The 21,825-nt window shown below is 34.7% G+C and carries 27 protein-coding genes, 1 rRNA gene and 1 riboswitch; of the genes, 6 read left to right on the forward strand and 22 right to left on the reverse strand.

What is annotated here, in order from left to right:
- Window positions 1–155: ribosomal RNA gene (locus HZF24_RS06730) — 16S ribosomal RNA — on the reverse strand; the annotation flags it as partial.
- A gap of 684 nt (window positions 156–839) precedes the next feature.
- Between HZF24_RS06730 and HZF24_RS06735 the strand changes: the two genes are divergently transcribed.
- From HZF24_RS06735 to HZF24_RS06760, 6 genes are all read left to right on the forward strand, one after another.
- Window positions 840–1,898, forward strand: coding sequence for a type II secretion system F family protein (locus HZF24_RS06735; RefSeq protein ID WP_179237531.1), 1,059 nt, complete (start codon window positions 840–842; stop codon window positions 1,896–1,898).
- Between the two features lie 12 nt (window positions 1,899–1,910).
- The gene (locus HZF24_RS06740; RefSeq protein WP_179237532.1) at window positions 1,911–2,213 is read left to right on the forward strand and encodes a hypothetical protein; all 303 of its coding nucleotides are present in this window, start codon (window positions 1,911–1,913) and stop codon (window positions 2,211–2,213) included.
- Window positions 2,214–2,292: 79 nt separating this feature from the next.
- Entirely contained in the window at window positions 2,293–2,715 is a 423-nt protein-coding gene (locus tag HZF24_RS06745; protein WP_179237533.1) for a DUF4860 domain-containing protein, read from the forward strand.
- Window positions 2,712–3,197 carry a hypothetical protein gene (locus HZF24_RS06750; RefSeq protein WP_179237534.1) on the forward strand — a complete coding sequence of 162 codons (486 nt, stop codon included), beginning with the start codon at window positions 2,712–2,714 and terminating at the stop codon, window positions 3,195–3,197. Before HZF24_RS06745 ends, HZF24_RS06750 begins: the two co-directional genes overlap by 4 nt.
- A gap of 11 nt (window positions 3,198–3,208) precedes the next feature.
- Window positions 3,209–3,694 carry a hypothetical protein gene (locus tag HZF24_RS06755; RefSeq protein WP_179237535.1) on the forward strand — a complete coding sequence of 162 codons (486 nt, stop codon included), beginning with the start codon at window positions 3,209–3,211 and terminating at the stop codon, window positions 3,692–3,694.
- Window positions 3,694–4,752 carry a type IV pilus twitching motility protein PilT gene (locus HZF24_RS06760; protein WP_179237693.1) on the forward strand — a complete coding sequence of 353 codons (1,059 nt, stop codon included), beginning with the start codon at window positions 3,694–3,696 and terminating at the stop codon, window positions 4,750–4,752. Before HZF24_RS06755 ends, HZF24_RS06760 begins: the two co-directional genes overlap by 1 nt.
- A gap of 99 nt (window positions 4,753–4,851) precedes the next feature.
- Here the strand turns inward: HZF24_RS06760 and HZF24_RS06765 are convergent, their stop codons facing one another.
- The 21 genes from HZF24_RS06765 to HZF24_RS06865 all read right to left on the reverse strand — a co-directional run bounded on the left by HZF24_RS06765 (window position 4,852) and on the right by HZF24_RS06865 (window position 21,824).
- Window positions 4,852–5,721 (reverse strand): transglutaminase domain-containing protein, encoded by an 870-nt coding sequence (locus HZF24_RS06765; protein WP_179237536.1) that lies wholly within the window; start codon window positions 5,719–5,721, stop codon window positions 4,852–4,854.
- Between the two features lie 75 nt (window positions 5,722–5,796).
- Window positions 5,797–5,883: riboswitch (cyclic di-GMP riboswitch) on the reverse strand.
- A 53-nt stretch (window positions 5,884–5,936) separates the two neighbouring features.
- Window positions 5,937–6,443 (reverse strand): GNAT family N-acetyltransferase, encoded by a 507-nt coding sequence (locus HZF24_RS06770; RefSeq protein WP_179237537.1) that lies wholly within the window; start codon window positions 6,441–6,443, stop codon window positions 5,937–5,939.
- Window positions 6,444–7,065: 622 nt separating this feature from the next.
- Complete coding sequence (locus HZF24_RS06775; RefSeq protein WP_179237538.1) at window positions 7,066–7,245, reverse strand: helix-turn-helix domain-containing protein; 180 nt, start codon at window positions 7,243–7,245, stop codon at window positions 7,066–7,068.
- A 281-nt stretch (window positions 7,246–7,526) separates the two neighbouring features.
- Window positions 7,527–7,802, reverse strand: a complete 276-nt coding sequence (locus HZF24_RS06780) for a hypothetical protein (protein WP_179237539.1) — start codon at window positions 7,800–7,802, stop codon at window positions 7,527–7,529.
- A gap of 244 nt (window positions 7,803–8,046) precedes the next feature.
- Window positions 8,047–8,637, reverse strand: a complete 591-nt coding sequence (locus HZF24_RS06785) for a M23 family metallopeptidase (RefSeq protein WP_179237540.1) — start codon at window positions 8,635–8,637, stop codon at window positions 8,047–8,049.
- Complete coding sequence (locus tag HZF24_RS06790) at window positions 8,624–9,118, reverse strand: phage holin family protein (RefSeq protein WP_179237541.1); 495 nt, start codon at window positions 9,116–9,118, stop codon at window positions 8,624–8,626. Before HZF24_RS06790 ends, HZF24_RS06785 begins: the two co-directional genes overlap by 14 nt.
- Window positions 9,118–10,077, reverse strand: coding sequence for an S-layer homology domain-containing protein (locus tag HZF24_RS06795; protein WP_179237542.1), 960 nt, complete (start codon window positions 10,075–10,077; stop codon window positions 9,118–9,120). Before HZF24_RS06795 ends, HZF24_RS06790 begins: the two co-directional genes overlap by 1 nt.
- A 193-nt stretch (window positions 10,078–10,270) precedes the next feature.
- Window positions 10,271–10,573 carry a hypothetical protein gene (locus HZF24_RS06800; protein ID WP_179237543.1) on the reverse strand — a complete coding sequence of 101 codons (303 nt, stop codon included), beginning with the start codon at window positions 10,571–10,573 and terminating at the stop codon, window positions 10,271–10,273.
- Between the two features lie 11 nt (window positions 10,574–10,584).
- Window positions 10,585–11,910 carry a tail fiber protein gene (locus HZF24_RS06805; protein WP_179237544.1) on the reverse strand — a complete coding sequence of 442 codons (1,326 nt, stop codon included), beginning with the start codon at window positions 11,908–11,910 and terminating at the stop codon, window positions 10,585–10,587.
- Entirely contained in the window at window positions 11,907–12,986 is a 1,080-nt protein-coding gene (locus HZF24_RS06810) for a siphovirus ReqiPepy6 Gp37-like family protein (RefSeq protein WP_179237545.1), read from the reverse strand. Before HZF24_RS06810 ends, HZF24_RS06805 begins: the two co-directional genes overlap by 4 nt.
- A 1-nt stretch (window position 12,987) precedes the next feature.
- Window positions 12,988–13,872 (reverse strand): phage tail family protein, encoded by an 885-nt coding sequence (locus HZF24_RS06815; RefSeq protein WP_179237546.1) that lies wholly within the window; start codon window positions 13,870–13,872, stop codon window positions 12,988–12,990.
- Window positions 13,873–13,884: 12 nt separating this feature from the next.
- Entirely contained in the window at window positions 13,885–17,148 is a 3,264-nt protein-coding gene (locus tag HZF24_RS06820; RefSeq protein ID WP_179237547.1) for a phage tail tape measure protein, read from the reverse strand.
- Window positions 17,149–17,341: 193 nt separating this feature from the next.
- A complete protein-coding gene (locus HZF24_RS06825; RefSeq protein WP_179237548.1) occupies window positions 17,342–17,698 on the reverse strand; it encodes a hypothetical protein in 357 nt (118 codons plus the stop codon).
- 41 nt (window positions 17,699–17,739) lie between these two features.
- On the reverse strand, window positions 17,740–18,318 hold the full coding sequence (locus HZF24_RS06830) for a major tail protein (RefSeq protein ID WP_179237549.1): 579 nt from the start codon (window positions 18,316–18,318) through the stop codon (window positions 17,740–17,742).
- Window positions 18,319–18,320: 2 nt separating this feature from the next.
- A complete protein-coding gene (gene gp17 / locus HZF24_RS06835) occupies window positions 18,321–18,668 on the reverse strand; it encodes a tail completion protein gp17 (protein ID WP_179237550.1) in 348 nt (115 codons plus the stop codon).
- An 8-nt stretch (window positions 18,669–18,676) separates the two neighbouring features.
- Complete coding sequence (locus HZF24_RS06840) at window positions 18,677–19,039, reverse strand: HK97-gp10 family putative phage morphogenesis protein (protein ID WP_179237551.1); 363 nt, start codon at window positions 19,037–19,039, stop codon at window positions 18,677–18,679.
- A complete protein-coding gene (locus HZF24_RS06845; protein WP_179237552.1) occupies window positions 19,027–19,419 on the reverse strand; it encodes a phage head closure protein in 393 nt (130 codons plus the stop codon). The genes HZF24_RS06840 and HZF24_RS06845 overlap by 13 nt, the downstream gene beginning before the upstream one ends.
- Entirely contained in the window at window positions 19,403–19,675 is a 273-nt protein-coding gene (locus tag HZF24_RS06850; protein WP_179237553.1) for a head-tail connector protein, read from the reverse strand. The genes HZF24_RS06845 and HZF24_RS06850 overlap by 17 nt, the downstream gene beginning before the upstream one ends.
- A gap of 8 nt (window positions 19,676–19,683) precedes the next feature.
- A complete protein-coding gene (locus HZF24_RS06855; protein ID WP_179237554.1) occupies window positions 19,684–19,848 on the reverse strand; it encodes a hypothetical protein in 165 nt (54 codons plus the stop codon).
- Window positions 19,849–19,858: 10 nt separating this feature from the next.
- Window positions 19,859–21,067 carry a phage major capsid protein gene (locus HZF24_RS06860; RefSeq protein WP_179237555.1) on the reverse strand — a complete coding sequence of 403 codons (1,209 nt, stop codon included), beginning with the start codon at window positions 21,065–21,067 and terminating at the stop codon, window positions 19,859–19,861.
- Window positions 21,060–21,824 (reverse strand): head maturation protease, ClpP-related, encoded by a 765-nt coding sequence (locus HZF24_RS06865; protein WP_246345981.1) that lies wholly within the window; start codon window positions 21,822–21,824, stop codon window positions 21,060–21,062. The genes HZF24_RS06860 and HZF24_RS06865 overlap by 8 nt, the downstream gene beginning before the upstream one ends.
- Window position 21,825: the final 1 nt, after the last annotated feature.

Raw genomic sequence — 21,825 nt, forward strand, 5'->3', positions numbered from 1 at the left:
TCCCGGTTTCCCGAGGCTATTCCTCTGTATAGGGCAGATTGCTCACGCGTTACTCACCCGTCCGCCACTATCTACATAAATGTAGATCGTTCGACTTGCATGTGTTAGGCACGCCGCCAGCGTTCGTCCTGAGCCAGGATCAAACTCTCGTTTAATATTTTCCTTAGCCCAAGCTTTCGCTTAGCTTTTTTTACTTTTTGTTTGTTTGTTCTTTTTTTCTTTAGAACTCTCAAAGGTTTCTTATGCTGTTTTATTGTCTATGTTCGGGTTTGCTGTTCCTCATCTCTTGGGACAGCTTGAACAGATTATCACATCTTTTCGATGTTGTCAACTGCCAATTTTTGTTTTTGTTTTTTTCTCTAACCCCTGTAGGTTAGGAATAAAATTTTATCATACGAGACATGTGATGTCAAGTATTTTTTGTCTTTTGTTATACTGTCTAATCTGACAGCTTTGTTAGTTTAACACAACTATATGTTATTGTCAACTATGTTTTTGCACATTTTTTCTGTTGATTTCCAACTGAGTCGAAAATGCTTTTTAATTTTAGCTTACTTAATTATCTTTGTCAATCCCCTATTTGGGATTTTTAATTTCCATTTTCTGTACAATGCAATTTTTTAAACAATTTATTGTCTTGATAAATTACCATCACTACACAGAACATATTTATTGTATAGAAAAATAGGAATTTTGATACTTTATAGTTCATATATTTTTTGAAATATTTAAAAATAATTACTGTATTTTGCGAAAAATGTAAAATTATATATAATAATGTTGAGTTTTAAAAGTTCTTATAATATAATTAAAGAAACATTTAGGAACAGGTGAAACCAATGGAAAATACCTCAATTAAAAAACTGTCCTCTTCAGAATTGTCATATTTCTGTTCGCAAATTGCAATGGTTCTAAAATCAGGAATGCTGATAGCCGATGGAATAGAGTGGATGCACAACGATATAGAAGAAGGAAATATGAAAAACGTTCTGAAATTATTGAAAGATAATTTATCTAATAAGATTCCTCTTTATAAAGCAATGGAAAATACAAAGTTCTTCCCTTCATATATAGTAAACATGAGCCAGATAGGAAGTGTTACGGGTAGACTTGACGACGTAATGAGCTCCTTATCGGATTATTATGAGAGAGAGGACTTTTTAAAAGGCAAAATTAAAAGTTCTATATTTTATCCAATGCTTTTATTTGCTATGATGTCTTTCGTTATAGCATTATTGGTTACAAAGATATTTCCTATATTTGAAAATATGATAAACGAATTAGGCGGAGAATCTGTCGGACAGTCTTCGTTCTTAATGTCTTTTTCTACAGGAGTTTTAATAGGAAGGTTTACCTTAATGTTAGTTATAGCAATTTTATTATTAATTGTTTGTATATACATATTAAATAAGACTGAAAACGGCAAGTCATCAATCAGAAGATTTTTAAATAATTTTATTTTTACAAAATCAATAATGAAAAAAATAACTGCTTACAGGTTTTCTTCCTCTTTATCTTTATTGTTATCAAGCGGCATGCATATTGATAAATCCATAGATATATTATTAGATGTTGTAGAGGACCCTCTACTCAAACATAATATCCAGGCATGCAGCACATCCATGAGCAAGGGAGAAAGCTTTATTGATTCTATTTCAAAATTATCTTTGTTCTCAAGCATGCATATACAAATGCTCAACATGGGACAACGTACCGGAGAGATGGATGTTGTTATGAAAAAATTAACCAATATCTACGAAAACGAAGCAGACCATTCAATAACCAATGCTGTTTCATTAATTGAGCCTGCATTGGTTGGAACGTTGTGTATTGTTATTGGTTTTATTTTAATATCAGTTATGCTTCCTTTAATGAATATAATGTCATCAATCGGTTAATAGGGGTATTAAATGAAAAAACACAGTTTTACTGCAATTACATTTATATTATTATTTTTACTCTTCTTATATATGTCTGTTAAAAATGTAAATATACGAAGAGATAATGAAAAAACGCATATTTTAGAAGATGCGATTATTAGAAGTGCTGTCCAGGCTTATGCCATAGAAGGATTTTATCCTCCGGATATAGAGTATATGGAAAACAACTACGGACTCATTGTAGACCATGAGAAGTATGTAATAAGCTATAATATTTTCGCTTCAAATATAATGCCCGAGGTTGAAATATTTTTAAAAATAGGAAAGGATTAATATGCTTAGTCAAAATCACAATAAACAGTTTTCATTCCAACTAATCTTTATAATGTTATTATTTTTGATTATTGTTATTATGTCTGTAATGGTAATTTTGCTTGGTCAGAATATATACGAAAATATAAATAAAGACAGAGCAGACAATTATGAAAAGCGTGTATCTCTTTCTTACATAGCAAATAAAGTCAGGCAAGCCGATAAAGAAAATTCTATCAGAGTAGAAAAATCAGAAGATGTTCAAGCTTTGGTAATAAATGAAGTATATGACGAAGATTATTACGAAACTTGGATTTATTATTATAACGACGGATTATATGAATTGTTTACCGGCGAAAGCATTCAATTCAACCCTGAGGACGGTATGAAAATCATGAATATAGACAGCTTTTCTATCGAAAGATTAAGTAATAAATTGTATAAGTTTACAGTAGGATATGATAAATCTAATACAGAATTAATAATAAATGTAAATTCCAATCAACAGCAGGGTGAAATATGAAAAATAAATTTTCTATTAATTTAGAAGTAACATTGGTCGAAATAATATTATCCGTATTAATTTTTGCCATAGCCGGAGTAATAAGCTTAAATTGCTTTTTTATCGCAAGATTCACTCAGGTAAAAGCTAATGATAAAGTTATTGCCGGCAATTTAATCCAATATGATATAGAAATAATAAAGTCGCTTAACAGCTCTGATGAATCAGAGGAATTTCTGCTTCAAAACTTTAAGCTTTTAAAAACCGAAAGCAATGTACACACCTATATTAACTTCTACAATAAAAGCTGGAAATTAAGCAATGAGGCTGATAAAGAATATTTAATTACGGTGAATATATCTGATGAATTTTCCAATAACGGAACATTAACGGATATTGAGATAATGGCTGAAAGGATCAAGCCCTATCCTTTTATAAATAAAGCCAATAATAATCAACCTATATATGCAATAGAAACTAAGAAGTTTTACCCAAACTATTAACGGGGGTTGTTATGAAAAATAATATATCGATGGGAATGGGCGGAACCTTGGTATTAGTTATCTTTGTAGTACTGTGCTTAACAGTTTTTGCAACATTGTCATTTACTACTGCTTATTCTGACTTGAAATTAGTTAATAAAACTCAGGAAATGACTTATGACTATTATATAATAGAAGGAATTGCAGAAAAAAAATTGTCTGAAATTTTTAATATTATGACTGCAGCGGCACATGGTGACATTAATGATTACTATCATAGGTTATCTGAATTGTTATCACGAACAGAAGACGTAACTGTAATAAATAGTGATAAGAATAACTTTAATATATATTATGAGGTTCATGGTGATAAAAATCAAAAGATATGTGTAACTCTAAGGATTTCAAATGATATAGCGAATAAACCAACATACGAAATACTGACTTGGAACTTAGCAAATATTGAATTGCCTGTTTACGAAGAGGAATACATTGATTTATGGGAAGGTATTGAATGATGAAAATTATAGACATATTTAATTATGCCATCGAAAAGAAAGCTTCAGATATTTTTATAGTTGCAGGACGACCTTTATCATACAAAATAATGGGTGAAATTGTTTCGTTTAATGAGGTTCCTCTTACAGCGGAACAATCATATGTAATAATATACGATATATTCAAGTTAGCCAAAAATGACAGCATGGATGACCTTTATTCTAAGGGGGATGTTGATTTTTCATTTTCGATTCCTAAGCTTGGAAGATTCAGAGTAAGTGCTTACATGCAGCGCAATTCTTGTGCTGCGGTAATAAGGGTTGTGTTTTTTCAGCTACCCAATCCCCAAAGACTGGGAATACCTGACACAGTAATGAATATGTATAAAAAAACAAAGGGTCTGATTTTAATAACTGGTCCTGCAGGCAGCGGAAAATCAACAACTCTTGCATGTATAATCGATAGAATAAACTCTGAAAGAAACTGCCATATTATGACCTTTGAAGACCCTATTGAATTTATTCATAGACACAAGAAATCCATAGTGAGCCAAAGAGAAATTTCTTCAGACACTAAAAGCTATATTTCAGCACTCAGGTCCTCATTGAGGCAGGCACCTGATGTTTTATTGATCGGAGAAATGAGGGATTTAGAAACTATTGAAATTGCTCTCACTGCTGCAGAAACAGGTCATCTTGTACTTTCGACCCTACACACTACCGGTGCGGCAAACACCATTGACAGAATAATTGACGTATTTCCTGCAAACCAGCAGCAGCAAATAAGAATTCAATTATCTATGCAATTGCATGCAGTTATATCTCAACAGCTTATTCAGTCTCCTACAAACGGAAGAGTACCCGCTTTTGAAATAATGACCGTAAACAATGCCATTTCAAATTTAATAAGAGAATCGAAGATTCATCAATTAAACAGCGTTATATATTCATCGGAAGAACGCGGAATGAAATCAATGGATACGAGTATATTGGATTTATATAAAGAAGGTATGATAAATAAAGAAAATGCATTAATGCATTGCATTGACCCTGATTTGATATTAAAGAAATTAAAATAAGCGAAGGATCTTGTAGAACAAAAGATGAGATTCTTCGAGCAAAGCTCTCAGAATAACAAAAAAATAAAAGCCCCCGAGGAGGAGGAGGGGCTTTTATTATTAGTACTCAAATTTCTTTGTGTAATATTGTCTATCAATAAGTTTATTTGTGTGTTCCATTGTTTGCGTGCTGTTTGATTGCTTTGCGCTGGAAGCAATAGTTGAATCCATTAACCTCCACTCCTTACCGTCAAAGTACAATTTATCCAAGGCTATCCATCCCGTTTCCTCTGTATATACTTCATTCCATGCGTGGAATGCACTTACGTTCTGAGAATATCCTGTTACCAATTTGGTAGGTATTGAATTTGATCGAAGCATTGCCGCCAACAGTGACGAATAATCATAGCATATGCCCTTATTTTCCTTTAAAATTTCGTCAACATCAGGCAAGTAATCACTTTTTACATTTTTAGCTTTATCATTATCATATTTAATATTAGATATTACATAATCATATATCGCTTCTACTTTTTCTAAGTCATTTGTCTTGTTTGCTGCAAGCTCCTGTGCTTTCTTAACCGTTTCAGATTCTTCAGTATAATTAACCATCTGGCTTGATATTAAATACGGAGCATTTTCATCTTTCAATTTTACATCTATATCTACAGTTTGTGTAGTTGCATATCTGTTATCACTGATGTTTTCAAATACTCTAACTTTATATTTTCCATCTCCGAGTTGAAGCGGATATGTATCATATTCACCCTTATTGTTTAAATTATATGTATATTGAATTGAATTATTTTCTATTATTACCTTTAATTTTTTTGTAGTTTCATTTAAATATCTAACCTTTATATATCCGTCAACTGCATTTGAAGCGTCTATTTCTGATTTTGAACCCTTATATATGTCCGCACCATAAGCAACAGATGAAAAAGCAAATATTAGTATCAAAGTAAATAGAGTTATTTTAAATTTTTTCATATGTTTGCCCCCTACTTTCCAATAAAAAAGCTTTGCAAAAATTGCAAAGCATATAATCCGAATAATGTACCTACGTACAGCAACTGGCTGTCATACCATTTTCATGGCTTAGACCCTATAGCTTTGCGTCATTTCCTTTAGGAAATTTTGCCTATTTAATTGTCTATATAATAACATGACTGTCTAAATTTGTCAATAAATATTTTGATATAATTTCATTCTCTCACAGCACTATAAAAAACTGATTCTGAACCGTTATAATATCCATATTTCATAAATTTCATACCACAATTTTCAAGAGATTTAATTGCTCCTACATTATTAATATCCGTTACGGCAACAATTTCATCTATTTCTAATTCATATAATCCATATTCGATGACTGCCTTAGTCAATTCTGAAGCATATCCCTTACTCCAATATTCCGGCAAAATTTTTGTTCCGATTTCTACAGCTTTAATTTTATTGGAATACATTAATTGAGTTATTCCGATTACTTCTCCGGTATCCTTAAGAGTAACTGCCCAACTGTTAAGCTGATTTTTTCTATTTTTTTCAATTATTCTTCTGAGTTGTCTTCTGCATTCGCCTAATGTACTCAATTTATACCATGGAATAAATTCCAATAATCTTCTATTACTTTCAATTTCATATAAACTTGAAATATCTTCTTCTTCAAATTCCCTGATTATCAATCTATTAGTTTCAACAATTTTATTCATTGGATCGCCTCACAATATTTAATGATATAGTTTATCTTATGAAGCAAGGCTATAGATTGTGAAAGAATTTGGTATTTGTGCGGTTGTTGTATAAGCAGGTAACCCGAATTTTTAATTTGGTGTCAATCACTTATACTATAAGTATGAAAAAAGCACCTATCTTAAAAGATAGATGCCGCATATTTGGTGCGGATGAGAGGAGTCGAACCCCCACGGTATCCCGCTAGATCCTAAGTCTAGTGATTTACATATTGCAATCATTTTGCTTTCCCTTGATTTTACAAGGCATTGAATTTAATTGTTTTTATTGCTATATGCAACATGTCATTGTATAAATTAACATTGTTATTAGCGTTAATTATGTTTTGTGCGGTATTTTGTGCGGTATATGAAACCGTCAAAAGACATCAAGCAACCCGCTTTAAGCACTTTTGATAAATACAAGCATATAATATAATTAGAGATGACAACTCTTAAACAGCCACCTCCTACGAACATACTTGAATCGTTATATGAGCTGGCTGGATAGGTAACACAATAACAGGGCAGTAAACGGTACCTTTATGGTAGTCCGGCTGCCCTATTATTATAGCTTGTTTAGGTTATATTTAGTGATTATAACCTATGCTCGGCATAATTCATCTAAAGTGACATTCAGAGCATCGGCTAATTTAATAGCCGTAGATACTTTACAATCGTCATTGCGTTCAATGTTTTCAATCGTTCTTATAGGCACTTTTGATTTTCTAAATAGGTCAGGTACAGTCAGGTCCTGCTGCAACCGTATTTTTCTAAGATTCATTGCATTCACCTTTTATTTTATATTCGTTTTCGTACCACTATTTTTTAATCCTTATTAGATTTTTAAATTACGTTCTATCGTTATTTTTGAGATTCATTTCTTCTCCTTGAAAAAATTCTTGACATTAAATAATTTATAATCTAAAATAAAACCATAAGCACATAGATTACCTATAAGGAATTGAAATATGTTCTATCGTGTGTGCTTGATTGTACAAACATGATTAAACTTTAGATTACCTATAAGGAAGCAAGCTGGGATAATACCCAGCTTTTTGCATTTTATAATTTCTCAAAATAAGGATTTTCAAAGAAAAATGCATTTCTTGCTTTCAATTTTTTAAGCTTTTCGACATGAGATAATGCTATCTCAAGTATTTTTTCTTTTGTATCCCAAGAAACGTCAATATCTTCAGAGTTTGTAGTTTTAAAAAACGTTCCAAACTTGCCATTTTCATAAACAACATTTTCACCGCCCGATAATTGCATCAAGTATCTTCCATCCTGCTTTAATTCTACTTTGTCAAATTCGTTTTTAATTATTTGCATCATTTTCATTTTTTTCTCCTTTTTTTATTTTATAATTCATTATACCACCTTTTAAGGTGGTTGTCAATACTTTTTTATAATTATTTTAAAATATTTTTTGTTGAAATTTAAACACTTATAGGCATTGCAAGAAAAAAGTTCAAAAAATAAAAAAATCCCGGGCATTACACCCGGGAAGTGCTAAGTTGCTATGTCAACAAAATTAACCATGTCATATCCTTATTGTATGCTTGTACGATAAATGTGTTACAAATTACTTCATAGCTGCAGCTAACTTCAATAAAAGCGGTTCACTATACTTGTAGAAAAGCAGATATTGTATAGTATTTTCATCAATGCCTGTCTTTTCTTGTATTATATTTATAGCTTCTTGTACTGTCATTTCCTTTACAAAATAACCTGCAGGATTCACGCACATTATATATTGACCTGCATAAGTGCCTTTAGTCCAGAAATGCGGATGACTATACAAGCAATTTCTAACTTCGAAGTGCAGATGTGCTGCTGTGCTTGTCCCCGTATTGCCCATGTGAGCAACGATATCGCCCGCCTTGACTGTTTGTCCTACCTTCAATTCCAAACTTGCCAGATGGGCGTATAATGTGCAGTATCCCTCATGTTCTATAACTATGTAATATCCATATCCGACATTCTTATTTCCGCTATCTGCCTTACTTACCTTTACAATACCATCATCCACGGCATATAAAGCATCTCCCTCAACTCCGGGAGTTATTGCTCCAAAATCTATACCCGAATGAAATTGAAGTCCGGCAAAATCTCTCTTGCCGAACTCTGATGTGATTCTTTGATTTTTGGTTGGATTATGTTTAAACTTTATCACCGTCACCACCGCCTACAATTGCATCTCCTGCATTGTCAATTTTATCCTTAGCTATACCCAGAACTTTAATCAAGAATGTAGGAAGTTCTATTCCTGCGTGTTGCAAGTTTTCAGCATTAGATATAATTTCTCTTACAAGTATATATGCCATAACGAGAGCCGTTACTAATATTTTAGCTACTATGTTAATCCCTAATACAGAAGCTAATATTAATAGTGCTTTATCTACCATTAAAGCAAGCATAATCAATAAACACAAACCAACTTTTTTATATAAACCTTTCATAACTTTTTTGCTTTCTGGACGTTCATCAGGACGAACACACGCAGCATATATTCTTGTTATTAGGTCTGCGAACATTGCAATTAGTGTTATTATTAAAAGAGGTGTAAGAGCTCCGAATATATTTGCTAAAAAAGCATATATAATAGCTATTACACCTACTATTGATATTTTAATCTCATTAAATTTCTCTCCCATTATACTCTCCCTTCAATCTCTTGCATAATTTTTTCATAAATTCGTCTTGTTGTTGCAGCTTCTTCTGCTCTTGTAACAGGCTTTTGCGGTTCAAATGTATCATCTCCGTCCCCTTGCATCAAGCCATTTTCTACACAAAATTTAACATCATCATAGAACCAATCTGATTCATTTACATCAGTAAAATTTAATGTAGCGGGTTTATCTGGCATGGTATCAGTTCCTCCTTTCCTTAGAGTTTCTAAAATCTCTAATTTCTCCGTTAATGGCAGCACGGGTATTCCCCAACCTGTACGCTCGTCCCATCCATCAACATCCATATTATAAGTTATAGATTTGAATACTTCTCTCAACTCGGCTTGATTCATATCACCGTATCTTTGACAAAGCAATATAGAAAGACTTAAGAGTGCTGGAGATGCTGAACTTGTGCCATTGCCTGTACCCATAGTGCACATAAAATCTAATTCTTCTCCAATACCACTATAATATACGCGTGATACTTTCCCCTTTTCGTCTATAACAGCTGCACCAACAGCTATTGCTGTATCATACCTATTCCAATCTTTGCGTACACTTTCTGCATCATTCCCAGCAGCCGAAAAAAAGAACACTCCATAACGTTCTTGCAATTCTTTGTAGTAGTCCATAGTTGTCTTGTCAAATGATGCAGAGTGTGAAGACGTAAAGGCTTTAATATTAAGCCTTGTAATAGCTTCCTCCAGTGGTATGTACTCTCCTTGATAATTTATATGTCTATTTCTGCCAGAGCCGCCAATAATACTATTTATAACTCTACACTCAGGAATAAAATCATTTATCACTCCTGTTGTCATCGCTCCATGGTCATCCTTGCCAGGATAGTTTTCCGCGTTTACGACTGTGAAGCCTTGTCCCTTATACCCAAGCTCATGGTACTTGTCCACATTTAAAAATGCAAACTGTCGAGACAATATCATTTTGTTGTATTCTTTAGCATCCATTATTTTTTCCCCTTTCTATTCCTCGTTTAACATTCCTGTTAATTCGTTATAGTTTTCTTGTGTTATGCGATTGTTTAATAAAAAAACATCCAGTTTCAATTGCATGTCTTCAACACTTTCATAACTCTTGTTTTCAATGATCTTTTTACAGTAAACATATGTCATACCCTTACACCCCCAATTCTATAAGTGAAACTCTAAAATCTAAATCAACGAGATAATCTTCAATGGTCGGTTCTTTTGATGGTTCAGGAATAACAGATTCTACAGGCATAACATCAAATATAACCCCATTTACCACCTTAAGTTTGAAACTGTTGTACAGCAATGCTTTATTACACAATTCTTCATCTTCTGTGCCTATAATTTCCTTATCAAATGCTTCAGACATTTCTAAAATACGATTATCTATATCGGTATTAAAGTTTCCAAATTGTATTAGATTTCCCTCTAAATCAGATAATATATACATTTCTTCCCTCCTTAAATAACATCAACTGCATATTCTTTGACAGATACATCTCCCTTTATCGCTATGTATACACGATTTCCGGATTTTCTCATGTAAATTTCTTGGTAAGAAAGACTTTGATTCGAGGTAGTAAGAGACATCCGTATATAAGATGGAATGCTTGAAGAACCTTCATATGTTCCAACTACAATTACAGTATCGGAAACATAACTAATATCTAAAAATATGAAATGCTTACCGTAAGATGCACCTGTATCTGTACATATAATTATTCTTTTATAAGGATTTGCTACAATATCAAAATTTACGATATCTGTTATTGGAGCATTGATAGGCAAATTTCCCGTTACTCTTAGTGGTGCAGGGTTTTTGCTATCAATCTTTTCGTTAACGTTTTTAATCGCTAGGGGAGTTGCTGCTATTCCTCCACTTACTCCGCTTGCGTTGTTAGTGGCATCACTTAGTTTTACGTGCCCATAGTTCGCTGCTGTTCCCACACCGTACGATGTGCCTGTCGATGCATGGTTCGTAGGCGCTTTGCTGTTAAGCTGTGTCTGTATTGCAGATGTAACTCCCTTTACAAAATTAAGCTCTGCTATAGTAGCTGTTAAACCGTTTAAGGTAATTGCCTTTCCTACTGCTGTTGTTCCGCTGATTATATTTTTAAATTTCTTTAAGATTTTTCCGAACATTACGGATAACTTTTCACCGCTTGCAATGTCTGCTTCGATGGCTGCTTCTGTGAATGTTACTGTTATGTCTTTGCCTTCTCCTGTTTTTTCTAATTTGTTAGGTAGGACAATGTCTATAGCGTCTATTCTATCACTTAACAGATTAACGTTACCTGCTATTAGCGAATCAACTATACCGCAGTAGTCGGAATTGTTTCTTAAATCCGTTATATTTGCATGTATGATGCTTGTGGCGCCTGCGTTTATATAGACATCAGCTAATGCTAATTCGTAAGAGTCCGAATCTCGTTGAATGTCAGGAGCTACCGGAGAGCTTGAGAATGTACCTTTTTTTACTTCAAGCCGTATTTCCCTGTCTATTACATCATATCTTGCTACTATTCTGTCTATCCTGTTTAAGGTTCCGTCTGCATTTTCTATAGTTAATATATAGTTATCATCATTTACAAGAAAATAACCGTTAATCCACGCTTTGCCCACTTGGACTGCAACAGTCATATCGTTGTTTGCAATTACCTTTAAGCTATTTTCGGGCTCCGGAAATATCCCATTGCCTATGAAACTGCCGAAGTATTCTGCGAATCTTGCAGCGTCATATTTTCTGTCCCCGCCTATGCTGTTAAAGAATCCGCTTTTTACTGTCATCTTATCACCTTCTTTATTTTTTCTATCAGAGTTGGAATATCATTTCCGAATGTTATATTTATTTTGAAACCATCACTTTCATATACTTCTTCAATTTCAGTAATTCTTGTATTAATTGTAATTCCCCACTTTTTAGAAACACATGTTACAATGTCGCCCAAGTCAAAATTAACTTTGTAAGTTAAGTTGCTGAGAACATTTACTTTGCTGTTAAATGTCTGTATTATACTATTTTCTGAAAGCTTTTCATTTCCTCTCTGCTGGAGCTGCGATGTGTAATCTTCTGTGCTCATTTCCCCCTGCTGCAGATCCCTTGCATCAACGAACAATTCAAATCTGTCAACTCCGATTCCGGAGCCGACCGTTGTCAATACCCTTTCTGTCCCCTCTCCCTCACCGGCAATCAGAGCTATGTTCTTGTAGTCGTTTATGCTGTCTGTGTATTCCTGCTCGAGGACGTTTTCAAATTCCTTGCTAAAAATTGCCCGCGGATTGTCACTTTGCCCGGCTGTCCTGTTAAGTCCTTCGTATATATCAAATACAATTCTTCTGTTTTGCACGTCAATGGGTGTCCGGATTCCTAATTCATTTATACTTGCTTTTTCCTCTATTGTGCTGAGCAAATTTGAATAACTTACTTGAAAATTAGCTGACTGTGTAAATCCTTTCAACTCTCCCAACTGCAGCAGGTCAATTTTTCTGCTTGTATCAGCTGGGCTGATACAATTGTTATTAATCAAATTCCGTATTGCAAGCTCAATTGTTCCATTGAGGTTTTCTGTTCCCCAAATTATGCGTCGCCCCAAATATCCGGTTATAAATCTTCCTCTTACGGCTAAAACTTCTCTGCCTTCAACATTTTCAGTCAGTTTACGGTATTCAATATATCCGGCTTCGCGGTCATCTTTTTTATGAATTATATTGCCTTTTCTGAGCAAATTTAAGTTTTCTGCGGTAATCGGTAAATGCAGTTCAAAATCACCGCACCGGGAATACCGCCGGCGCCATATGAAACTATCAAATGCATCAACCAATCCCTGAAAATCTAACTCTTTGTTAAAAACATAAAGCTCCATATCACACCCCCAAATATTGCGGTGTATAATAAATTGATATGCTCAAGTTGTCCAGTCCGTCATCAGCATCATATCGAAGTAAATTATCTCCTACATCCAGCTGCAGGAACGTGCTTTCAAAGTCAATGAAATTGAATGCATTGCTTTTTATGCCGCTTTTTTCAAGCTCCGCCCTCTTATTTCCAAAGTGGGTAGTAACAGTTATTACCTCGCCCTCAGTCATGGTCTTGTTTATTTTTATGAATTCCATAGTGTTTATGTTGAGAAGTAAAGGCTTTACTACTGTGGCAAGTGCTTTGAATTCTACCTTAATACCGCATTCTACATCACCGGCATTAAAAATATTTACAATAACCGAAGGCTGCCGCATTCCTATCTCAATTCCACCTTCAGGAATTTCAAGGGGAAATTCAAATAATCCTGTCCATTGTGCTATATTCTGTTCAATTTCATTTAAGTTCTGCCAATATGGGTTTGTGCAAAGAAGATCAATTAAAAAATCCTGATACTTATACACGGTAAATTTCTTTGAGAACTTAGGTCCGCTTTCAACATGACAGCGGATTTTTCTTTTCGCATCACCGTATTCATACTGCAGCCAGCCTTGTACTTTAGGATTAAATACCTGCAATAATTTTTTTCTGTGTGTTTCTATCTCTGTCTTGGAATTTCCTTTTATAACTCCTAATAAACGCAGCGGGCGGTCTGACATGTTTACATTTGTAACAGTCGTTCCGTCCTGCCCTGCTGCATTTATTTTTGTTAAGTTGGCACTAATGCCATCAGATCCATTTAATTCTTGAAAGAAAAAAGGGAAAGAATATGCTATTTCCACTCTTTGCCCTTTGTCATTTTCGTATAATATTTTTTCATGCATATGTTGCATATTCTCACCGCCTTAGAACCCTAATGCCAATTCTTGCTGTGCCTTTTTAGCTTGTCGTGCTACCTCAGAAGGACTCGACACAGGAACGTATATATTTTGAACTATATTTACATCATTTGATTTTTGCGAATCATTATTAGTGGTCTTCATATTATTTGTACGGGTATCTGTCTCTAACTCTTTTCTGTATATTTCTTGTGCGATACCAACATCTACGTTTTCTCTTCGTGATATAGCATCTATTTCGGATTTGTTCATCGAATAGAAATCGTATTTTTGAGATGCAGAGCTTGAACCGCTACTACTGCCTATCCCTGCATTGCCTCCACTGCCTGAATAGCTCGTTTCAAATGTTTTCTTTTCAGGTGTCCAACTGCTCCACCAGCTCTTTAACTTATCCCACCATGTTAATATATTACCGGTTGATATATCTACTTCGTTTTCAAGATCACTATGCATTTCCTTAATTCTGTTCAATGCTTCGGTGTGAGTGTTTTCGGCTTCTTTGATAATACCATCACGTTGCCTTTGCGCTTCTTTTATCAAATCATCTGCTTGTTCTGCGCTTATTACTTTAGCTTCGTCACGCATTTTAATAATTGTTGCTAATCTCTCCTCGTACTCTTCATTGGCAGCCGTGACAGCTCCATCTTTCTGTCTGATTAATTCGGTTATGTGAGCTGATGCTTGTTCAGCTGTTATTCTGCCGTCATACTCCTTCATGCGCTCCAAGATTATTTTAGCTTCTATTTCATTATCCGAAAGAGTTTTAATCGCCTGCGTCTTCATTAATTCTTGTAATCTATTTATTTCATTAACTTCGTCAATCTGCAGCTCTCTTCTTTCCCTTGACGCTCTGTCAATCATTTCATTTATGCCATCTTGATAAATCTGTGTGTCACTATTTAATTTATTGTAATATTCGTTTGTTTTGAATATTAAATCTGCTTGTTCTAATTCGGTTATATCCTTAGAGTTTTTAAAGAAATTCTCCAAGCTGGCTATATTTTCAGCTCTTTTTTGTTCTGTGCCTACGTTAATTTGTGTAGCCATTTCATCGTATTTAGCAACTAATTCGTTTTTCATATCCTCGGTTATGGTTGTCGAATTAATATAAATACTATCCAAATGACTTTTTACGCCCTCGTCAAGTTCTAAATAAGAACCTACTGCTTCTTTTGTAGATTCAGATATTTTAGTTGTAGTTGTTTCCACGGCTGTATTTATTCGCCCGTAATTTTCTTCTGTCGATATTGCTGCATATTCGATTTTATCTGCAAACAAATCAACTTCCGGAATCACTTCGGTATCTAATGCTTTTTTAATGCCTACTCCCGCCGCAACTACTCCCGCAGCTGCCAATGCAAATGGAGCTACCGCTGCCGCTGCTGTTCCTAATCCAGCTGTTAAAGCGCCCATTCCACCAATACCACCTGCGGTTGCTGCTGCTGTCCCTATTCCTGCCGTAGCCGTTGTAGCAGTACCTAATAACCCCGCTAATGTACCTACTCCTTTGGTTATTCCGCCTATTGTGGATATTGCACCGCCACCAACTTTTAGAATCCCACCAATCGCTGCTGCAAACCCTACCATTTTAGCAGTATTTTCTAAGGTTTCTTTGTCAAGATTTCCTAACCAATCAGCAAATTCACCGACTTTATCAATTCCTTTTTCCATGTAAGGAATAAGAACTTCACTTAATTTCAATCCTGCTTCAACAAATTGATTTTTAAGCATTGATAATTCGGATGCAGTTGTTTCATAACGCTGCGCTGCTTCGTTGCTAAGAGCTGTGTTTTCTTCCCATGCCTTAGTGCCGATTTCCAACGATGACGTAAATACATCACTTGCACCACTTGCCCTTAACAAGGCATCTCTCATTCTAATTTCAGTGATGCCCATGTCATCAAGAACTTTGATTGCAGATGCACCTTGCTCTTCTGCGTTTGACAGACCTTTTATAAATTCTGTTATTGCGCCTGCGGCATCATCTTTGAATGCTCTTGAAAATTCTTCCCCTGTCATCCCCGCGACGCTCGCAAAGTCTACTAATTTCTCAGAATTAGTTTCGACTGCTAACTGCATTTCAATCATCGTTTTGCTAAATGCACTGCCGCCTGCTTCTGCTTCAATTCCTACAGAACTTAAAGCGCCCGCAAAAGACATTATTTCAGCTTCAGTTAATCCTATTTGACTTCCTGCACCAGCAAGCCTCTTTCCCATATTTACTATGTCCGCTTCCGTGGTTGCAAGATTATTTCCTAAATCAACTATAGTCGAACCCAGTTTGTCAAAATCTTCTTGACTCATCTGAGTTATGTTTGCAAATTGAGCTAAAGCTGTAGCAGCATCATTGGCGCTTAAATTAGTAGCTTCCCCTAAGTCAATCATTACCCTTGAAAACTCTAAGATGTTTTCAGTCTGAATACCTAATTGTCCTGCCGCTTCTGCTACTCCTGCTATAGCCGTAGCACTTGCCGGTATATCTTTAGTCATACCTCTTATACCAGCCTCTAATCGTTTAAATTCTTCATCCGTAGCATCAACAGTTTTCTTAACTCCTGCGAATGCTGATTCAAAGTCAATACCGGCTTTTAAACTTGCAGCACCTACCGCAACAAGGGGAGCTGTAGCCTTTAATATACCTTCCCCGGCTTTCTCCATGCCTTTACCGATATTTTGCAATCTATCTCCATGCTCTTTAAGTACTTCGCTTGCCTGTAACCATTTGTTATTTGATTTGTCAAGTTCGGCATTGATCTTGTTTAATTCGCCCTGAGCTATAGTCATTTGTGCATTAGCTTTGTTCATATTTGTTTCATAATTCTGAATTTGCTTGGCGTTCGTTTCTATGGCTTTTTCTTTTTTAGAGTATTCGGCGGTAAGTTTTTCAACTTCTGACTTTGCGTTTTTAGCTTGGTCGGATTCTTTTCCGTAAAGTTTAACAGCTTCATCATAAGCTTTATTTGCATTATCTAAACTACTTTTTAACTTGTCCCGGATGGAGATGTTCTCATTCATCTTTGTAGATGTTTGTTCCATGCTCTGTTTGTATGTATCTACTTTCTTAGCATGTAGTTCTACTTGCTTTGCTAATGCTTCCTGAACCGATTTAAGTTTTTCGCTGTCCTTGCCGAATACACCTAATTCTGTACTTGCATTTTTAAATTCTGATTGTGCATTCCTTAGTTCTGCGTTTATGCCTTTTATAGAGTTATTAAACCCTGAGCTATCAAGGACAAATTTAGCGGTTACTAATTGGTCTACTACTGACACTTACTCACCTCCTACAAGAACGGTATTTCATCAATAAATTTTACTTCGTTGTCTTCCCCTTTGAATCTCCATCCGTTGAACTTACAATGAATGTCAAATAAGGTGTTTACCATAGCTGGGTTACTTCTCCAGAACTTCTCTTCGGAGAAGTTTAAAATTACTGTTGCAACATAATAAAACCAGTCAAAATCAACTATATGTTCTTGTTCTGACTGGCTTGCTCGTTTTTTTGCGCTTTACCCTCTGTTTTAGTAATCATTCCCTCTACTAAGGCAAATGTAATCTTGTCCATTAATTGCATGGTCTGGAAGTCAAAGCTTAACAGTCGCGCTAATTCAGTCTCTTCGAATTCTCTTTCTTCACATGAACAGGATAAGATTTTTATTATGCTGTCATACACATCTTCACCTTTTAGAAAATTATTAAAAAGAATCAATCCATCTTTACCGTATTTTTTTTCAAACTTAATTAACGCCCTAAAATCTAATCTAAATGTATATTCTTTACCGTTTAATCGTATTTTAAATTCTCTTACTTCGATATTTATCATACTTCCTCCTATAAAAAGAAAAGGATAGAAATTAATCTATCCTATGGTTCTGTCACCTTTTTAGTTGGTATTATCACATTCTCAAAAAACGCAGTTTCGATATCAGTTGGACAATCGGGATCATCTGTATCGACCTGATATTTCCAATTACCATCATTTATAGTCGGCTGGAATATACCTGACATTTGCGGTGTTTGGTATTCTGTTTGTCCCTCTTTTGTTTTATTGTTTTCCTGCGGCAATGATAACTTACCCTTATAAAGCACCTGATACCTTGCCTGCTTGTTTGATTTGTTTGCCTTGTAAAGCAATGCAAGGTATGGGGGTTCATCTGCTTCATTCGCAAACACTCCACCTTCAGCAGCTACTGTTTGTCCCAACATTATAGCACTATCTTTGTTTGAAACATCAGCTAAGTTGATTCCTATTTGAACCTCATCAAGTGCTGTATCCTGGTCCCATAATTTATTTTCTGCAAACAATTTAGCAGTTTGGGTAGTAGGATTCACTGTTATTTCTTTTACTCCTGGTAAATAAACAGGAGCTTCGTATGTCAATCCTGTTTTGTCATCTTTTGTTAATATTGCATAGTATAATTTTTCTAAACCTACTTTAGGCATATTCAATCCCTCTCTTTCGTATAGTTAAATCTTAAAACACAATGATATAATTGAGTGTCATTTTCATAAAAATCATTGGCACTTGTCCTATAAAAATCATTGTCTTTCATTTTTACTTTTATTTTATTTGCTAATTCCGTAAAATCACCCTTTGAGAATATGTCAACTTGTACATTATAGTTAGTTGCTATTTCTTCATTTTCTGCAAACTCCGCTCCCCATTCATCTATAAATGTATAAACTACATACGGAGCTGTTGCGTTAGTCCCTTTAATCAAATAAACTTTTTTATCTGCAGTTAAATCAGTAATTTCTTTATCCATTAATACGTTTCTAACAAATTGATACATTTAATCACCTACTTTAACCTGGTCAGCAATTCGGCTTTTAAAACTTTCATAGCCTCACCTTTGCTTTTTCTGATACTTCTTGCAAAGAAGCCTACATTTTTATTTTGCGTGCTTGTTCCGTATTCTTGGAACCTTCCGTAATACTCATCTAATATAACCTTACCTATAACTTGACCGTCTTCTTTGCCTACTTTTGTTTTGACAGATGCTTTTAATTTTCTTGTCTTACCTTCAGGAGTATTCTTTTCGACCTCTTTTTTAACAGGCTCTAAAGCAGCTGATATAGATTTTTTTTCATCCTCTTCGGAAATAGTCATACTTTCAAGAAGTTTATTCAATTCATCAAAACCATCAAGCTCTATTCTTGCCATATGCCATTCTCCAAAGTCTTAATAACGAGCCATTCATTCCGATATTGAAAATTGTCAATGTAGGTTATGTCATAGATTTTTCCATCGTGGATTATTCGGTATTTTGTAGAGTTCAACTCATCAAGCAACTTTTGATATCTGACCTCAAACTTGACAGTCTTTTCTTCGTTAAATTGTTTTGCTGCAAAATACTCCTTACCCGATAAATTGTTTTTACTGGCCCATACTTCTGTCCAATCAACCCACTTTTCCTCTTCAAAACCGTTATCATTTGTCACAGTGTCATATTTCTGTATGATGATTTTTTTATTCAATACTTTAGAAATATTTTTAATTGCATGTTGTTCGGTTTTAAGAACGGTTTCATACTTTGTCTTCATTATCTTTCACCGCTTCCTTTAACTGCAATCTTAATATTTCTTTTTGAAAGTTATCCTCAAAATATTCTAAAGCATTATTATAGGCATATCGGCAATAATCAAGGAGTAGAGTTTTTGCTTGATTATTTTCATCAAAATTCAACTCCACTCCTGTTAAATCATTAAAATAGTTTTTACCTCTATCTATAATTTTTTGAATGCCAGCATCTTCATCTTCCCATGTAATTTTAAGGTAATCCTTTATTTCCTGTAACACTTAATCACCTACTTCTTAGTAGATTTCTTTTCTACTACTTCCTCCACTAATACACCAAAAGCGGTTGAGTTTATTTCCTCAAACCGCTTTTTAGTCACATCTATTTCTGTGCCTTTTTTGTGGAGGGATTGTGTTTCCTTATCTCTAAAAGTTCTTATAACTTTAACCCTCATAAATTACCTCCTAAGCAACTGGGAAATCGTCTATGTTTGTCACTACTACCTTAAGGTCTCCAGGAGCTTCCATGTTTGTAATATCAAACACTAAGAACGAATCATTGTCTGTAGGTTTCCCGTTCGCATATTGCTTAGCAATGTAAGTTCTTTCATCCTCTAAGAATTTATAATGGTCTGAGTGTTCTATTTTTTGAGTAGAACCTACACCCATAAAATAATCTTTTGCCATACCAGCAACTAACTTATTCTGCGGTACTGCTACTGATTGAACTATCTTAGCAGGGATAGGTAATACGCCATAAACATAAGTTCCCATTGAAGTAGGTATGGTTGTATTTGGGAATATCTTCGCCCAATAATCCAACGGATTAACCATCATCAATACATTTGGTACTGCTCTTGTACCACCTTTTGTTAAAGGAGCCATTATTTTAGTACCTAAAGATACTGGTTTTAAATCATTCAATGCAGTTGCTTCTTTGTCAGGATATACTCCTTCGACAACTGCGCCTGCTAAATCCTTTAACATACCTATAGGTTGTTCTTTTCCTGTTCCTGCTACGATTGCAAGTTCTAAAGCTATTGCAAGAGATTCAAATAGGATTTCTCTTACAAATCTATCTAACCAAACAGGACCTAAATCAAGCATAGCTTTTGCTACAGGCACATAAGCGCTAAGTTTAAATAATTCTGTTCTTTCTTTTTTGAAGGATGCTTCTAATTTCTTAGTAATCTCTGCTGTTAGAGTTCCCCACCATGCAGCTTCGCATTCGCTGTTTCTTGTTATCCACTCAGTCACTCCAGTAGTATTAACAAAATCAATCTCACTTAAAAGAGGATGATTTTGTCTTAAATCTTCGAATACTCTGTCAAATACCGTTGCAGGTACAAGCGTTTCAACACCTGCAAATCCACCAGCGCCTATAACTTCATTGTAGTACTTCTTTTCCTCTGATGTTAAGGGATTTAAACCTCTTTTAACCATAACAGCATCATCATTAATGTCTTCACTGATGGCTGCTTTTGCCTCTCTTAGAATTCTGTCTTGAATTCCTTGAGCCATTTTTACCTGTGCTTTTACAAATGCCTCGCTATCTCCGTTTTCGATAGCTTCTTTCATTTCATTTTGAATTTCTATATCTGTTTGTGCTTCTGCATCCGGATTAACCATTTTTCCGAATAATTGTAATTTTAAATCTGCAATTTTTTTACTCATTGTTTCCTCCATTTTTATTAAATTTTTTGAATAGTGTTTCTTTTGTGTTTTTTTCTTCGGCGGTTATCTTGTATTTTTCAAACAAAGATACCTTAATGTCCGCGTTATTTTCTGCATCTAACTTATCTTCCATTTCTTCAAGAATGTTATCGCATAAACCAAACACTTTACATTCCTCAGCCGTCAGATAAGTTTCTTCTTTAATTAGATTTTTCAATTCTTCAACAGTTCCCACAAATCTACTTTTATAGCTATTAAGAACAGTTTCATCGAATTTATCTAATGTGTGTGCTGCTTTTCTAAAGTCTTCAGCATTACCATAAACACCAGCAGCAGCTCGATGTATCATCATTGTCGTGTTAGATGGCATATTAATTTCATCACCAGCCATTGCAATAATAGATGCTCCACTTGCAGCTATTCCATCGATGTAAACATTAATCCTATTCTTACATTGCTTTAAAAAATTATTGATCGCTATTGATGCATAAATGCTACCGCCTGTTGAATTAATGTGTAAGTTTATTTCTCTTTCCCCAGCTTCTTTAACTAAATTTCTTACATCCTCAGGATATATAAAATCTCCTGGAACTGGTTCGCCTGTCCACCAATCAATAGGTTGTTGGTCTACTATTCTTCCATACATGTAAATATCAACTGATTTTTCAGTTTCATTTACTAATTCACATCTGACATCTAAGATTTGTTTTATATCAGGTTTCAACTGCCCACCTCCCTTTACGTTTTCATTTTTCAAG

This window comes from Sedimentibacter hydroxybenzoicus DSM 7310, assembly GCF_013403245.1.
GTDB classification, from domain to species: Bacteria; Bacillota; Clostridia; order Tissierellales; family Sedimentibacteraceae; genus Sedimentibacter; species Sedimentibacter hydroxybenzoicus.